This window comes from Streptomyces sp. NPDC096152 (assembly GCF_044763235.1).
Lineage (GTDB): Bacteria > Actinomycetota > Actinomycetes > Streptomycetales > Streptomycetaceae > Streptomyces.
Map to the genome: position 1 here is coordinate 199,708 of NZ_JBIWFW010000010.1, position 15,241 is coordinate 214,948.

Below are 15,241 nucleotides of genomic sequence, written 5' to 3' on the forward strand. Positions count from 1 at the left end.
GCGGGACACCCAACGGAACGAATCTGCGCACGCCTCGCGCCCCGCCGTTCGCGCACCGCGACACCCCAGTCACGCTACGCTCACGAGGATTCCGGCACAGAAACCCGATCCCGGCACCAGACCGACACCCTCACCCAGGCCCCCGCACTCCACGGCAGAACGGCACAAGGCGACGAATGCCCCAGCACACCTCCGGGTCCGACCGGGCGGCGATCCCCCCAGCCGCCCGCGACGGTGGCAGCGTGCGGCCGCCCGCTCCCTCGACGCTCGACGAGTTGTGGCGGTCGTACAAGGCGACGGGGGACGACCGGTTACGGGAGCAGCTGATCCTGCACTACTCGCCCCTGGTGAAGTACGTGGCAGGGCGGGTCAGCGTGGGGCTGCCGCCCAATGTGGAGCAGGCGGACTTCGTGTCCTCCGGGGTCTTCGGGCTGATCGACGCGATCGAGAAGTTCGACGTCGACCGCGAGATCAAGTTCGAGACCTACGCGATCACGCGGATCCGCGGCGCGATGATCGACGAGCTGCGGGCGCTGGACTGGATCCCGCGGTCGGTCCGGCAGAAGGCGCGCAACGTGGAGCGGGCCTACGCGACCCTGGAGGCGCGGCTGCGGCGCACGCCGACGGAGGTGGAGGTGGCCGCCGAGATGGGCATCGCGGTGGACGAACTCCACGCCGTGTTCAGCCAGTTGTCGCTAGCCAACGTGGTGGCCCTGGAGGAGCTGCTGCACGTCGGCGGCGAGGACGGGCTGAGCTTCATGGACACGCTGGAGGACACCGCCGCCGACAACCCGGTGGAGGTCGCCGAGGACCGCGAGCTGCGGCGGTTCCTGGCACGGGCGATCAACACCCTGCCGGAGCGCGAGAAGACCGTCGTCACGCTGTACTACTACGAGGGCCTCACGCTCGCCGAGATCGGCAACGTGCTCGGGGTGACCGAGAGCCGGGTCAGCCAGATCCACACCAAGTCGGTGCTCCAGCTGCGCGCGAAACTGGCGAGCTTCGGCCGCTGATCACCACCGCCGTCCCAAGTCCGCCCACCGGCGGTGCCGGCACCACCCGCCGCCCGAGGCGTCCCGGCCGGCCCGCCCGCCCCGGCCCTCCGGCCGTCCGCTCTTCCTCCTGCGGTGCCGCCGGACCCTCGTCCGCCCGCCCGTCGGGCCGAACGGGGCGGGGCCCGGGGCGGGTCGTCCCAAGGCGCTCCCGCGGTGCGGGGCGCCTCCGTACAGTGGGTGACGTGCCAAGGATTCGAGCGGCCTCCGTGGCCGAGCACCGGTCGATGCAGCGAGCCGCCCTGCTGGACGCGGCGCGGACCCTGCTGTCCGAGGGCGGGACGGAGGCGCTGACCTTCCCGGCCCTTGCCGAGCGGACGGGGCTGGCGCGCTCGTCGGTGTACGAGTACTTCCGGTCCCGGGCCGCCGTGGTCGAGGAGCTGTGCGCGGTCGACTTCCCGCTGTGGGCGGCCGAGGTCTCGGCGGCGATGGAGCGTGCGGCCGGCCCGGAGGCCAAGGTCGAGGCGTACGTCCGCAAGCAGCTGGAGCTGGTCGGGGACCGGCGGCACCGGGCCGTCGTGGCGATCTCGGCGAGCGAGCTCGACGCGGGGGCCCGGGAGAGGATCCGGGCCGCGCACGGCGGGCTGATCGCCATGATCGTCGAGGCGCTGGCCGAGCTGGGGCACGCCCAGCCGCGGCTGGCGGCGATGCTGCTCCAGGGAGTCGTCGACGCGGCCGTGCGCCGGATCGAGCTGGGCGCGGCGGAGGATCCGGCGGCCATCGCGGAGGCGGCCGTGAGCATGGCCCTCAGGGGCGTGCGCGGCTGACCCGCTCGGCCGTCGTCCCTCCCGCCTCCGCGCGTTCGCCCACGCGGCCCGGCGTCCGGACGGCCGTCGTCCCTCCCGCCTCCGCACCCCCGTCCTCCACCGAGCGGCACTCGACGCAGTCCTCGCGTGGCCGGCGTCCTCCCGCTCCACCAGCCTCGCCCCTGGTGGAGCACTCACCGGACCGGCGGCATCGCCTCCGCGCCGGGCCGCGCGCCCCTCGCGGAGCGCTCACCGGGGCGGCGGCATCGCCCCCGCCCCTGCCCCCGTTCCGGCCCCCGTGCTCGTCCCGGCGCGGGGCGGCGGCACTCCCAGGACCGGCAGGAGTCTCGACGGGCCCGGGTGGAGCAGCCATGGCGGGAGCAGGCTCAGGGGGTTCAGGTAGGTGTCGCCTCGGAGCAGGCCCCAGTGCACGCACGTGGCCGTGCAGTGCGAACCCGTCGCCTCGACCGTGCCGACCACCTCGCCCGCCGTCACCTCCTCGCCCTCGGCGACCGACGCCCGGACCGGTTCGTAGGTCGTCCGCAAGGGTGGGTCTCCCGTGTTCGTGAGTGCCACGGAGACGACCCCGCGGCCCGCGACCCGCCCCGCGAAGAGCACCCGGCCCGCGGCGACCGCCCGTACGGGAGCACCCGCCGACGCGCCGAGGTCCACCCCGCGATGTCCCGGGCCGTACACCGTCGCCGGCGGCTCCCAGCCCCGCAGGACCGGGGGACGCACCCCCACGGGCCACGCGCGGCCCACGGCCGGGACCGGCGCCCCCGGATCCGCCGGTCCCGGGACCGGCGCCCCCGGGGCCGGCGCGCCCGGATCCGCCGGGGCCGCGGACCCGGGCGGCGGTGCCGGACCGCCACCACCACCGGCACCACCGCCGCTGTCGTCGCCGGCACCACCACCCGCCCAAGCCGTCCACCCCGCCGACGCCAGGACGCTCACCGACACCAGCGCACTCACCACCGCACCGAGCGGCGATCCGCGCGATACCCGCGACCCGCCCGCCCGACTCGTCGGCCTCGTCCGCATGTGATCCATGCGCCCACCGTCCCGCACCCCGCCGATCACGGCCGGGATCTGTGGACAACCCACCGGTTGTGGACAGCGGCGTCACCCGGGGCCTCCCGTGTCCCGTACACTTCTGGTGGCGATCCGGGTCACCGGGTCGACTTCGCACGCCCCGACATCCTGGCCGGAGACGGTCGGTGTCAGCGCCTCTCGGTCCTCAGCGGCACGGCGCGTTGCGGGCGTCAGGCGCGGAAGCCGTCCGGCTTCCGCGGCACAACCGAGAAATTCAAGGAGATACGGCCATGGCCGTCGTCACGATGCGGGAGCTGCTGGAGAGCGGCGTCCACTTCGGTCACCAGACCCGTCGCTGGAACCCGAAGATGAAGCGCTTCATCTTCACCGAGCGCAACGGCATCTACATCATCGACCTGCTCCAGTCGCTGTCGTACATCGACCGCGCCTACGAGTTCGTCAAGGAGACCGTCGCCCACGGCGGCACGGTCATGTTCGTCGGCACGAAGAAGCAGGCGCAGGAGGCCATCGCCGAGCAGGCCACCCGCGTCGGCATGCCCTACGTCAACCAGCGCTGGCTGGGCGGCATGCTCACCAACTTCTCGACCGTCTACAAGCGTCTGCAGCGCCTCAAGGAGCTCGAGCAGATCGACTTCGAGGACGTCGCGGCCTCCGGTCTGACCAAGAAGGAGCTGCTGGTCCTCTCCCGCGAGAAGGCCAAGCTGGAGAAGACCCTCGGCGGTATCCGCGAGATGCAGAAGGTGCCCAGCGCCGTCTGGATCGTGGACACCAAGAAGGAGCACATCGCGGTCGGTGAGGCCCGGAAGCTCAACATCCCGGTCGTCGCCATCCTCGACACCAACTGCGACCCCGACGAGGTCGACTACAAGATCCCGGGCAACGACGACGCGATCCGCTCCGTCACCCTGCTCACCCGTGTGATCGCCGACGCCGTCGCCGAGGGCCTCATCGCCCGTTCCGGCGCCGCGGCCGAGGGCAAGGGCGAGAAGGCCGCGGGCGAGCCGCTCGCCGAGTGGGAGCGCGACCTGCTCGAGGGCGAGAAGAAGGCCGAGGAGGCCCCGGCCGCCGCCGAGGCGCCCGCTGCCGAGGCCCCCGCTGCCGAGGCCCCGGCCGCCGCCGAGGCGCCCGCCGCCGAGGCGCCCGCCGCCGAGGCGCCTGCTGCGGAGGCTCCCGCCACGGAGGCTCCGGCCGCCGAGGCTCCGGCCGCCGAGGGCAAGCAGGCCTGACCCGTCGGCGTTGACGGCGGGAGCGCCGACATGAAGTGCGCTCCCGCCGTTCACCCGTAGGCCAGCGGTGCGTCAGCGGCCTCCCTCTCCATGGGAACCGCGGACCCCCTGATCTTCGATCTTCCAGACTTCGAGAAAGACTCACAGACTCATGGCGAACTACACCGCCGCCGACGTCAAGAAGCTCCGCGAGCTCACGGGCGCCGGCATGATGGACTGCAAGAAGGCGCTGGACGAGGCCGAGGGCAACGTCGAGAAGGCCGTCGAGGCGCTGCGCATCAAGGGCCAGAAGGGCGTCGCCAAGCGCGAGGGCCGCTCCGCCGAGAACGGCGCCGTGGTCTCGATCATCGCCGACGACAACTCCTCCGGCGTCCTCGTCGAGCTGAAGTGCGAGACGGACTTCGTCGCCAAGGGCGACAAGTTCCAGGCCGCCGCCACCACGATCGCCGAGCACGTCGCCAAGACCTCCCCGGCCGACCTCGAGGCCCTGCTCGCCTCCGAGATCGAGGCCGGCAAGACGGTCCAGGCCTTCGTGGACGAGGCCAACGCCAACCTCGGCGAGAAGATCGTCCTGGACCGCTTCGCGCAGTTCGCCGACGGCTACGTGACCGCGTACATGCACCGCACGATGCCCGACCTGCCCCCGCAGATCGGTGTCCTCGTCGAGTTCGACAAGCCGAACGCCGAGGTCGCCAAGGGCGTCGCCCAGCACATCGCCGCCTTCGCGCCGAAGTACCTCGCCAAGGAGGAGATCCCGGCCGAGGTCGTCGAGTCCGAGCGTCGCATCGCCGAGGAGACCACCCGCGCCGAGGGCAAGCCCGAGGCCGCGATCGCCAAGATCGTCGAGGGTCGTCTGAACGGCTTCTTCAAGGACGCCACCCTGCTCGGCCAGCCGTACGCCCTGGACAACAAGAAGTCCGTCCAGAAGGTTCTGGACGAGGCCGGTGTCACCCTGAAGCGCTTCACGCGCATCAAGGTCGGCATCTGAGTCCGTACCGCGACGGACGCCCGACCCGGATAGGGTCGACAGCAGTCGTCCGTGTGGCTCGCGGATGCGTCACGCACGCACGCGCGCGTGACGGACGACAGCAGATCTGACGAGGAGGCCATTGCCGCGCATGGGATGCGAAATATTCCCCACCGGCAATGGCCTTCTTCGTATGTGCACCACGTAAAAGAGGCGGGATCTCCATGACCACCAAGGCCCAGAAGAGCGACGACGGCAAAGTACCCGGCCGGTTTCTGCTGAAGCTGTCCGGCGAGGCCTTCTCCGGCGGTGGGGGCCTGGGCGTGGACCCGGACGTGGTGCACGCCATCGCCCGTGAGATCGCGGCCGTCGTCCGGGACGGCGCGCAGATCGCGGTCGTGATCGGCGGCGGCAACTTCTTCCGCGGCGCCGAACTCCAGCAGCGCGGCATGGACCGGGCCCGCTCGGACTACATGGGCATGCTCGGCACCGTGATGAACTGCCTCGCCCTGCAGGACTTCCTGGAGAAGGAAGGCATCGACAGCCGGGTCCAGACCGCCATCACCATGGGCCAGGTCGCCGAGCCGTACATCCCGCTGCGCGCCGTGCGGCACCTGGAGAAGGGCCGCGTGGTCATCTTCGGCGCCGGCATGGGAATGCCGTACTTCTCCACCGACACCACCGCCGCCCAGCGCGCCCTGGAGATCGACGCCGAGGCGCTGCTGATGGGCAAGAACGGCGTGGACGGGGTGTACGACTCCGACCCGAAGGCCAACCCGGACGCCGTGAAGTTCGATTCGCTCGGCTACGGCGAGGTCATCACGCGCGACCTGAAGGTCGCCGACGCCACGGCGGTCACGCTGTGCCGCGACAACAAGCTCCCGATCGTCGTCTTCGAGCTCCTGAAGGAGGGCAATATCGCCCGCGCCGTCAAGGGTGAGAAGATCGGCACGCTCGTGGGCGACCACGGCAGCCGGGACTGACCGGAGAACCATCCGGTTCCGGAACCGACCGGAGGCGTCCGGTCCGCGGAACGGCACCTGCCCGGAGGACGGGCGGGACGGACCCGGCCGGGGGATGGACAATGTCCTGCCGGTCGGGAACCGTGCAGGAAGAAGACGCGACGCAGCCGGCCGCCGCCCCGACAAGGAACCGCAGCCGGGCCTACTCACAGACACGCAGGAGCAAGTGGTGATCGAAGAGACCCTCCTCGAGGCCGAGGAGAAGATGGAGAAGGCCGTCGTGGTCGCCAAGGAGGACTTCGCCGCGATCCGCACCGGCCGTGCGCACCCGGCGATGTTCAACAAGATCGTGGCCGACTACTACGGCGCGGCGACGCCGATCAACCAGCTGGCCTCGTTCTCCGTGCCGGAGCCGCGCATGGCCGTCGTGACCCCGTTCGACAAGAGCGCGCTGCGCAACATCGAGCAGGCGATCCGGGACTCCGACCTGGGCGTCAACCCGAGCAACGACGGCAACATCATCCGTGTGGTGTTCCCCGAGCTCACCGAGGAGCGCCGCCGCGACTACATCAAGGTGGCCAAGGGCAAGGGCGAGGACGCCAAGGTGTCCATCCGCTCCGTCCGCCGCAAGGCCAAGGACGCAATCGACAAGCTGATCAAGGACGGCGAGGTCGGCGAGGACGAGGGCCGCCGTGCGGAGAAGGAGCTCGACGACCTCACCGCGAAGTACGTCGCGCAGGTCGACGAGCTCCTGAAGCACAAGGAAGCGGAGCTGCTCGAGGTCTGATGAACGACTCTTCCTGGGGAGCGCCGCAACAGGCCGGGTACTGGGGGCCCGCGGACCAGGGACCCGTGCAGGGTCCGGTCCAGGGGGCCGTCCCGGCGGGTCCCGCGTACGATGCGCACAACGCCCAGCAGACTCGCCCCATGCCCGTCGTGCCCGACGTGCCCGTTTACGGCGGAATCCAGGATGACGACCGGGGGGCCGCTCGGCTGAGCGGCCCCCTCTTCCGCCCCGACGACCCGCCGCAGCCGCAGCCGTACGAAGCAGTCCGGCCGCGGCCCTACGACACGCCGCAGACGTCGTCCTTCCCCGGGCCGGTGTCGCAGAATCCGGAGCCCATGCCCGACGCCCCGCAGCCGGTGCCGCCCGCACCGCAGAAGAAGAGCGCGGGCCGCGACCTGGGCGCCGCCATAGGAGTCGGTGTCGGGCTCGGTGTCGTGATCATCGCCTCGCTGTTCGTCGTCAAGGCCGTGTTCGTCGGTGTGGTCGCCGTCGCGGTCGTCGTGGGGCTGTGGGAACTGACCAAGCGGCTGGAGGAGCGCAAGGGCATCAGGGCGCCGCTCGTCCCGCTCGCGGTCGGCGGTGCCGCGATGGTGGTCGCCGGATACGTCCGGGACGCCGAGGGCGCCTGGGTCGCGATGGCGCTGACCGCGCTCGCGGTCCTGGTCTGGCGCATGACGGAACCGCCCGAGGGCTATCTGAGGGACGTCACGGCGGGTGTCTTCGCCGCGTTCTACGTGCCGTTCCTGGCCACGTTCGTCGCGATGATGCTCACCGCCGAGGACGGCCCGTTCCGGGTGCTGACGTTCCTGCTGCTGACCGTGGTCAGCGACACCGGCGCGTACGCCGTCGGCTGGCGCTTCGGCACGCACAAGCTCGCCCCGCGCATCAGCCCCGGCAAGACCCGCGAGGGCCTGGTCGGCGCGGTCGCCTTCGCCATGGTGGCCGGGGCGCTGTGCATGCAGTTCCTGATCGACGGCGGCAGCTGGTGGCAGGGTCTGCTGCTCGGCCTGGCCGTCGCCGCCAGTGCCACGCTCGGCGACCTCGGCGAGTCCATGATCAAGCGGGACCTCGGCATCAAGGACATGGGCACGCTGCTGCCGGGCCACGGCGGCATCATGGACCGCCTGGACTCGCTGCTGCCCACCGCGCCCGTGGTGTGGCTGCTGATGGTGCTCTTCGTAGGGGGCGGCTGACCGAGGACGGCGCGTACGGGTAGGTACTCGTACGTGCGGAGGGCATGAGGGAAGGGACCCGCGGGGCCGTAGCCGCGGGTCCCTTCCGACTTTCCGTCGGATTCCGTCCGTGGCTCTCCGCCGCTGTCAGTCCTCCAGGAGCGCGTCCGTGAGGGCCTCGGGGCCCGTGTCCAGGGCGGTGGCGACCGCGGTGGGGGAGCGCCGGACCGCCACCATGGCCACGTCGTCGGTGAGCCGGGCACCACCCACGTACCGCCGCAGATCCGCGTGGACGGCGGTCAGCAGGGCGTTCGGAGGCAGAGCGGTCCAGCGCCGCAGCCGGTCGGCGAGCGGATAGAAGTCGCCGGACGGCCCGCGGGCCTCGGTCACGCCGTCGGTGTAGAGCAGCAGGGTGGCGCCCGGCGGGAAGTCGGCCTCCTCCACCACGACGTCCCCGCCGTTGAGGTCGGCGAGGCCGAGCGGGGGCACCGGCACCTTCGGTTCCAGGGCGCGGACCGTCCCGTCTTGCAGGAGAAGCGGCGGCGGATGCCCCAGATTCGCCAGGCGCATGGGGCCGTCGTCGGGCAGCTCCACCACGACCGCGGTGACGAACGACTCCTCGCCGGGCGGGCTGCCCGCGCTGGGAATCGCGTCCGCGTCGTACGGGAAGCCCGCGCCGACCACCACGTCGGTGCCGTACGGGGCGCCGGCGACCTTGCCCGCGTCACGCGCAGCGCCCGGGCCGGGAGCGGTGCCGGCCGCCTCGCACAGGTCGCGCATCTCCTCCCGGAAGGACGTCTCCAGCTCGCGCACCACCTCCGGCAGCGGGCTGCCGTGGCGTACCGAGTGCCGGAAGTCGTTCAGCACGTAGCTGACCATCTCCAGCGCGGCCAGCCCCTTGCCCTGTACGTCGCCCAGCAGGATCCGCGCGGACGAGCCGCAGCGGGCGACGGCGTACAGGTCACCGCCTATGGCGGCCTCCTCATCGGCCGCCAGATAGAGCGAGGCGACGTCGAAGGGGCCGACCCGGCGCGGCAGCGGGTGCAGCAGGACGCGCTGGGTGACCTGGGCGACCCAGCGGGACCGGGCCAGTTCCCGCTCCCGGCGCATCCGCACGGCACTGGCCGCCAGGGCGGCCACGCTGATCAGCGCGATGGTGCCCAGCTGCACCGGGAAGTTGGCACTGTCGAGAATGCCGTTCGCCGCAGACGCGCTGACCACACAGGGCAGGGTCACCGCGATCACCACCAGGACGCCGGTGGGGCTGCAGAAGATGGCCGCGAGGGCGGGCGCCGCCACCATCAGCGCGCCGAAGCGGATGTCCTCCGGCGTCAGCACGTCCACCACCAGCAAAATCACCGGGAGGAGCGACAGCGCAACCGTGACGGTCGCGGGATGACGCCAGACGCGGGCGCCCGCCAGCCTGCCGATGACGTCCCGCACTCCGACCACCTCCAGCCGCACGTCCCGTACGCCCCACCCGCCGTCCCTCCAGGGAACGCGGTGGACTTCACCACCACAAGGGGCCGATTGGCACCTCAACGGGTCAATCGTCCCAATACGCACGTATTCGACGCACATGCGGTCCCCGGATGCAGCCACTCACACCAAAGGCCCGGATCCGCCGGGAGGCGTGTCGATCTCGGCCGGGGTGACCGGTCAGGGGTTGTCATGGCGAGGCTGCGTCGAAGGCGCAACGACCTGCCTAGGAGGGCCCGCGGCGCAGGCTTCGCACGACGATCGGCGCCGACAGGAGGAGCAGGGCACCTTCGAGGGCCAGGCTGACCAGCCCGATCGGTTCCGTCCAGTTGCCGATGTCCTCGGTGTAGCCGGGCAGTCCCGGCCCCCTGGAGAGGACGTACCCCAGCAGAGGGCCGGCGGCGACCCCGGCCGCCAGCAGCCATCCCAGTCGGACGGGACCGACGAGGAGCAGCGTGGCGGCGACCACGGCCGCGACCTCCAGGACGTGGTAGGCGATGCCGATGTAGTAGGGGTCTCTCGTCGCCGTGATGCCGCCTTGGTCCACGACATGGACGGTGGCCACCGCGAGGCACAGCAGAACTCCCGCCCACCTGGCCGGCCAGGCGGCCCCCGGCGTCATCGTGGCCCGGTGCGCCATGCGGAGCCCCTCCTTCCTTCCTCGGCGGAGCGTGTCCGCCGTGCCGCGATCCGTCCGGTCAGCGGGATTCCGAAGATGCGGCGCGCCGCACCTGTGTCAGGTCCCAGCCTCCGTGGAGGCGGGCCCGTCGTCGTCCCCGACGGTGCGGACGAGTGACACGGGAGAGGCGCCGGCGCGGACGACTCCGTTCCCGGGCCGTCCCTGGGCCCCCCGAGGTCGTCCGGTGACGCCCGGTGGGCTCTGTTCACGAGATTGGACAGCGCAAGGACCGCGAAGGGTGCCCGGTCACCCACTGGCGCGGCCGGCAAAGCCGCAGGTCATCCATGCGACACCCCAGCCGCTCCCCTGAAGCGGATGTCGCCTGCCCAGTGGGCGCCCTTCGGAAGCCGCGAAGTCCCTTCGACCGTCATTCCCCGGTCAGTGGTGATGTTCCTCGGCGGCGACCAGATCGTGTGCGTGCCGGCGGGCGTGGTCGAAGGGGTTTGGGAAGGTGCTCAGGCCGTGTGCGACGAGAGCTCCTTCGTGCAGGAGCATCAGGGTCCGGCCGAGGTGCTCCGCCGTTTCTGGGGCGAGTTCGCGGGCGAGGTCGGTGAACAGGGCGAGCATCCAGTGCTTCTGCTCGGTGATGATCGCGTAGGCGGGGTGGGACGGGTCGCTGATCTCGGCGTGGGCGTTGACCATGCTGCACCCCTTGGAGCTGTGCTCGGCCGACCAGGCGCGTGAAGCGTCGTAGACGGCCAGGATGCGCCTGCCCGGCTCGGACCCCGCGACGTCGAGGTACTGGGCGAGGAAGGTGCGCCAGCGCTGGTCGCGGTCGGCCAGGTACGCCACGACGATCTGCTCCTTGGAGCCGAAGCGGTCGTAGAGCGTCTTCTTGGTCACCCCGGCCTCGGCGGCGATGAGGTCCACGCCGACGGCATGGATGCCCCGCTCGTAGAACAGCCTGTCGGCCGCGTCCAGGACCCGCTGTGCGGCGGGGGTCAATCCATCCCGTTGCAGGGGGTGCGATGCATCCATGCCTCCACTGTAGACCGATCTGTATAGTGCGACAGGTATACCGATCTGTATAGCCGGAGGTGTGGTGTGAACGTTCTCCCCTCGGTCGCCTTCGTCGTCTGCTGGAGTTCAGGGTTCATCGGAGCCAAACTCGGCGCCGGCAGCGCCTCCGCGGTCACGATCCTGATGTGGCGGTTCCTGCCGCTCGCCGTGCTCCTGATCGCAACGCTCCCCCTCACCCGAGCCTCGTGGCGGGGCATCTCCTCGCGCGCACTGGGCAAGCAGGCCCTGGTCGGCCTGCTGTCGCAGAGCGGCTACCTGCTCACGGTGTACGTCGCCATCCAACTCGGGGTCTCCAGCGGCACCACGGCACTCATCGACGGCACCCAGCCGCTCGTCGCCGGGGCACTCACCGGACCGGTACTGCACCAACACGTCTCCCGCAGGCAGTGGCTCGGCCTCCTGTTGGGGCTGGCAGGCGTCACCCTCGTCACCACGGCCGACGCCACGGCTGGTACCGGCGCCCCCGGGTGGGCCTATCTCGTGCCCTTCCTCGGGATGTTCTCGCTCGTCGCCGCAACGTTCATCGAAGGACGCTCCCGCACACCGACGTCTCCCTCGGTGGCGATGACGGTCCACTGCACCACAAGCGCCGTCGTCTTCAGCGCTCTCGCCGCGTGCACGGGAGCCGCACAGCCGCCCGCCGAGGCCTCGTTCTGGATCGCGATCACCTGGCTCGTCGTACTGTCCACGTTCGGCGGCTACGGCATGTACTGGCTCATCCTGAGGCGCTCCGGGGTCACCAAGGTCAACACCCTCATGTTCCTCATGGCCCCCGTCACCGCACTCTGGGGAGCCCTCATGTTCGGTGAACCCTTCGGCCTGCAAACAGCCTTCGGGCTCGTGATCGGTCTCGCAGCAGTCGCCATCGTCTACCGCGGCGCCCCGCCGTGCGTCGTTCAACCGGTGGAACCGACTCCTCCTGGCCGTCCCCACCGCCGTGACCACGTCCCGTGATCGACGAGCACTGGACGCGCGCCGTCTCCGGGCCGTCCGAGGTCGCTCAGTGACGACCGGTGACGACTGCTGACGACAGTCGTCCAGGTCGACAGCCGCAGGTCACCCGATTGGATCTGTGACACTGGTACCGCCATGCCTGAGCTCGGAGAACTGGCAGTGATGCCGGGCAGGCAGCGCTCCTACCAGCACGTTTGATGTCGGCGCAGGGTCTGCTACGGGCTCCTGGGCCGTGCCTGGGCCGTGAGCCGCAGACCCACACCTGCGAGAGCGGACTCAGCTTTGAGTGAGGCGACGGCGTACCGCGTTGCCGCTCGCCGCAACGAAGCGCTCGATGGCTTCGGAGTAACGGCCCCAGCGAGCGGCGTACTGCTGACCCACAAGCGCGATCACAGCACCGGCAATGGTCGCCAACAACGTCCCCCACACATCCATGCCAGGGATTGTTCCCAGACCCCTGTCACCCGCATGCCCGTCAGGTCAGCCGTACTGCGCGGTGTCCCTGTCGGGAGACAACACCGCGTCCACCGCCTTCCGAGTCCGCTCCTGGCTCGACGGCATGAGATGCGCGTACACCCGCAGCGTCAGTCCCGGATCGGAATGGCCCAGGTACTGGCTGACTGCCTTGATGCTCTCACCGGCGTCGAGCAGCACGGACGCATAGAGGTGCCGCAGCGCATGCATACCGTGCTCACGAGCGGACTCGTGCCTGCCGTCCTCCCTGGCTTCCGCGATCAGGCCGGCCGCCGCAAGCGCGGGCTTCCATTCCTGGATGTTGAAGTTGCTTCGCCAGACGAGTCCGCTCGCGGTGTTCGTGAACAGGAGTCGGGCCGACACCTTCGGGCCGTCCGGCTTGCGCCAGGGCAGCGTGATCCCAGTCGGCTTGAAGCCGTCCATATGGGCCCGAAGTGCCTCGGCCGCCGAGGGCGGCAACGGTACGTCCTGTTCCTTGTTGCACTTCGGCGGAGCGAACACCGCCCTCCCCCGAATCAGGTTCACCTGACGGACCACCCGAATGAGGCCGCCGTCGAAGTCGAGTGCATCCTCAGCCAGTCCCACGATCTCTCCCTGACGGAGCCCGCACCCGGCTCCCACGTCCACCATGGGCCGGCAGCGCTGGGGGAGTGCAGCACGGACTGCGCGAACCTGGGCAGGCAGCCACGGCACAACACGGCGTTGCTCGGCGGCTGGCGGGCGGACGGATTTGGCGCGACGGCGTACGGGATGGGAGCCGGGCAGGGTGGTGGGAGTTGACGCGGTGTGGAGTCTGAAGGCGGCAGGTCCGCTACTCATCCAGCTATGGGACGAGTGCCAGCCGTAGGCGTTCTCAGCCCAGCGAGGCCGCGAATCCGCCGTGCTGAGCCTCTGCCGACGAAACGGTGATCTTGCCTCGGTGGGAAACCTCCACCTGGTAGAACGTCGAGCCGTCTGGAACGCCCGTCACCGCCACCCGGAAGACGCAGGCAGCCGAGTTTGGCTTGCCCGTGCCGAGCTCGCCGGTCGCTACGACCTTCCCGGCCGAGTCGTACACCGTCACCCCTGCGCCCTCTCGGATGTCGTCGTAGCCCTCGTATCCGGTGCAGTTGTGGTGAATGGCGTTCGGTCGGGCCTGTCGCGGGCGTGGCGGCCTTCTTCTGCTATACGGGTGGTTTCCGTGCGCCATCCGGTGGTCGATCAGGCGCTCCTTGGGCGGCTCTCGTACCCGGGGCGCCGACAGTGGGCGCTGCGGCAGACGCCGCAGGGTTGCGCTGACCGGCGGGGAAAGCCGGGTGGGACGGGTCAAGGGCGGCGAACCCCAGGCCAGGCGGCGACAGCCCGCCAGAGAACGGTGCCGCCCGTCCGGCCCCGGAGGAGTGTCATGTTCCGCGCGCGTCCGATCCGGTCGCTGCTGGCCGCGGCCTTCGTACTGGTGGGCTTGGCGGCAGCTTCGGCGACCGCCCAGGCCCAGGGCTCGCCCACCGACCACCGCACAGCAGTCGTCCAGGCCCACGGTTCGGCTGCCGGCCGACCCAAACCGCTGCCACCTGTGCGAGTTTGCCGGCCGACAGCCAACTGGCATCGGGCGGCCTGTCTGGCCATGCTCAATCCCAACTTCAGACCCGTCGCATCCCTGCCACCGGGCGCCACGCCGGCAGGCCTCGGCCCGTCCGACATCCGCAGTGCCTACAAGCTGTCCGGCACCAACGGCGCGCGCCGGACCGTGGCCATCACCCTCGCCTACCACAACCCCAACCTGGAAAGCGACCTGGCCGTCTACCGACGCCAGTTCCACCTCCCGCCGTGCACCACGACCAACCGCTGCCTCCGCGTGATCAACCAGAACGGCGGCACCACTCCACCGTCCGGCACCGCCCCCGAATGGGCATTCGAGTCGTCCATCGACGTGGACGCCATCAGCGCCACCTGCTCGAACTGCCACATCCTGGTCGTCGAAGCGGACGACGCCACCCCTGCCAACATGTTCACCGCAGTCGACCAAGCCGTCGCTCAAGGCGCGAAGTTCATCTCCAACAGCTGGGTCCTGCCCGAGGCCTCGTTCGAGGGCGCGTTCGACTTCCACTTCAACCACCCCGGCGTAGCCTTCACCTTCGCCTCGGGCGACAACGCAGGCGTCACGCAGTACCCAGCCGCGTCCCCCTACGTCACCGCCGTGGGCGGCACCACCCTGACCCGCGCGCAGAACCCTCGCGGCTGGGCAGAAAGCGCCTGGAACGGCACCGGATGCGGCTGTTCCCTCTTCGAACCCAAACCGGCCTTCCAGCACGACACCATCTGCACCAACCGCACCATCGCCGACGTCTCCGCCGTCGCCGACAACTTCGCGGTGTACGACACGACCCCCTTCAACGGCTCCACCGGCTGGTTCGTCGCCAACGGCACCAGCATCTCCGCCCCCCTGATGGCCGGGATGTACGCCCTGGCCGGCAACCCCACCCCCGGAACCTTCCCCAACTCCTACCCCTACGCCCACCCGCAGAACTTCTTCGACATCACAACCGGCGCTGCCGACGGCTTCGCCGCGATGCCCGGATACGACGCCCCCACCGGCATCGGCACCCCCAACGGCGTTCGCGGACTGCGCGACCCCTCGGGCGGGGGGTACGGCGCCGCCTGATCACGGCGCCTTGAGCGAGCCGGAGGAAG

15 protein-coding genes and 1 pseudogene are annotated in these 15,241 nt (G+C 70.6%); 9 read left to right on the plus strand and 7 right to left on the minus strand.

What is annotated here, in order from left to right:
• Nucleotides 1–176 precede the first annotated feature (176 nt).
• Both whiG and ACIQ9G_RS31350 read left to right on the plus strand, forming a co-directional pair.
• Complete coding sequence (gene whiG, locus ACIQ9G_RS31345; protein WP_392194359.1) at nt 177–1,013, plus strand: RNA polymerase sigma factor WhiG; 837 nt, start codon at nt 177–179, stop codon at nt 1,011–1,013.
• Nucleotides 1,014–1,261: 248 nt separating this feature from the next.
• Entirely contained in the window at nt 1,262–1,819 is a 558-nt protein-coding gene (locus ACIQ9G_RS31350) for a TetR/AcrR family transcriptional regulator (protein ID WP_403616467.1), read from the plus strand.
• Nucleotides 1,820–2,047: 228 nt separating this feature from the next.
• Here ACIQ9G_RS31350 and ACIQ9G_RS31355 read toward each other — a convergent pair whose 3' ends face one another.
• Nucleotides 2,048–2,773, minus strand: a complete 726-nt coding sequence (locus ACIQ9G_RS31355) for a peptidoglycan DD-metalloendopeptidase family protein (RefSeq protein ID WP_403616288.1) — start codon at nt 2,771–2,773, stop codon at nt 2,048–2,050.
• A 347-nt stretch (nt 2,774–3,120) separates the two neighbouring features.
• Here ACIQ9G_RS31355 and rpsB point away from each other — a divergent pair, with 347 nt between their 5' ends.
• The 5 genes from rpsB to ACIQ9G_RS31380 all read left to right on the plus strand — a co-directional run bounded on the left by rpsB (nt 3,121) and on the right by ACIQ9G_RS31380 (nt 7,986).
• Nucleotides 3,121–4,077, plus strand: coding sequence for a 30S ribosomal protein S2 (rpsB, locus tag ACIQ9G_RS31360; RefSeq protein ID WP_403616291.1), 957 nt, complete (start codon nt 3,121–3,123; stop codon nt 4,075–4,077).
• 151 nt (nt 4,078–4,228) lie between these two features.
• Complete coding sequence (gene tsf / locus ACIQ9G_RS31365; RefSeq protein WP_403616294.1) at nt 4,229–5,065, plus strand: translation elongation factor Ts; 837 nt, start codon at nt 4,229–4,231, stop codon at nt 5,063–5,065.
• A 203-nt stretch (nt 5,066–5,268) separates the two neighbouring features.
• Entirely contained in the window at nt 5,269–6,027 is a 759-nt protein-coding gene (pyrH, locus tag ACIQ9G_RS31370; RefSeq protein ID WP_403616298.1) for a UMP kinase, read from the plus strand.
• 208 nt (nt 6,028–6,235) lie between these two features.
• Nucleotides 6,236–6,793 carry a ribosome recycling factor gene (frr, locus tag ACIQ9G_RS31375; protein ID WP_403616301.1) on the plus strand — a complete coding sequence of 186 codons (558 nt, stop codon included), beginning with the start codon at nt 6,236–6,238 and terminating at the stop codon, nt 6,791–6,793.
• Nucleotides 6,793–7,986, plus strand: a complete 1,194-nt coding sequence (locus tag ACIQ9G_RS31380; RefSeq protein WP_403616303.1) for a phosphatidate cytidylyltransferase — start codon at nt 6,793–6,795, stop codon at nt 7,984–7,986. The genes frr and ACIQ9G_RS31380 overlap by 1 nt, the downstream gene beginning before the upstream one ends.
• A 126-nt stretch (nt 7,987–8,112) precedes the next feature.
• On the opposite strand, the gene ACIQ9G_RS31385 is transcribed toward ACIQ9G_RS31380, so the two are convergent.
• The 3 genes from ACIQ9G_RS31385 to ACIQ9G_RS31395 form a co-directional block, all read right to left on the minus strand.
• A complete protein-coding gene (locus tag ACIQ9G_RS31385; protein ID WP_403616305.1) occupies nt 8,113–9,429 on the minus strand; it encodes a PP2C family protein-serine/threonine phosphatase in 1,317 nt (438 codons plus the stop codon).
• 241 nt (nt 9,430–9,670) lie between these two features.
• Nucleotides 9,671–10,084 (minus strand): hypothetical protein, encoded by a 414-nt coding sequence (locus ACIQ9G_RS31390; RefSeq protein ID WP_403616308.1) that lies wholly within the window; start codon nt 10,082–10,084, stop codon nt 9,671–9,673.
• Between the two features lie 417 nt (nt 10,085–10,501).
• The gene (locus ACIQ9G_RS31395) at nt 10,502–11,101 is read right to left on the minus strand and encodes a TetR/AcrR family transcriptional regulator (RefSeq protein ID WP_403616310.1); all 600 of its coding nucleotides are present in this window, start codon (nt 11,099–11,101) and stop codon (nt 10,502–10,504) included.
• Nucleotides 11,102–11,167: 66 nt separating this feature from the next.
• Here ACIQ9G_RS31395 and ACIQ9G_RS31400 point away from each other — a divergent pair, with 66 nt between their 5' ends.
• Nucleotides 11,168–12,097 (plus strand): DMT family transporter, encoded by a 930-nt coding sequence (locus ACIQ9G_RS31400; RefSeq protein ID WP_403616312.1) that lies wholly within the window; start codon nt 11,168–11,170, stop codon nt 12,095–12,097.
• 276 nt (nt 12,098–12,373) lie between these two features.
• On the opposite strand, the gene ACIQ9G_RS31405 is transcribed toward ACIQ9G_RS31400, so the two are convergent.
• From ACIQ9G_RS31405 to ACIQ9G_RS31415, 3 genes and pseudogenes are all read right to left on the minus strand, one after another.
• Nucleotides 12,374–12,532, minus strand: a complete 159-nt coding sequence (locus ACIQ9G_RS31405; protein ID WP_403616315.1) for a hypothetical protein — start codon at nt 12,530–12,532, stop codon at nt 12,374–12,376.
• A 45-nt stretch (nt 12,533–12,577) separates the two neighbouring features.
• Nucleotides 12,578–13,306: pseudogene (locus ACIQ9G_RS31410) on the minus strand (tyrosine-type recombinase/integrase); the annotation flags it as partial.
• A 118-nt stretch (nt 13,307–13,424) separates the two neighbouring features.
• The gene (locus tag ACIQ9G_RS31415) at nt 13,425–13,634 is read right to left on the minus strand and encodes a hypothetical protein (RefSeq protein WP_403616318.1); all 210 of its coding nucleotides are present in this window, start codon (nt 13,632–13,634) and stop codon (nt 13,425–13,427) included.
• A gap of 540 nt (nt 13,635–14,174) precedes the next feature.
• On the opposite strand from ACIQ9G_RS31415, the gene ACIQ9G_RS31420 reads away from it, so the two are divergent.
• Nucleotides 14,175–15,212, plus strand: a complete 1,038-nt coding sequence (locus tag ACIQ9G_RS31420) for a S8 family serine peptidase (RefSeq protein ID WP_403616320.1) — start codon at nt 14,175–14,177, stop codon at nt 15,210–15,212.
• The last annotated feature ends 29 nt before the right edge of the window (nt 15,213–15,241 follow it).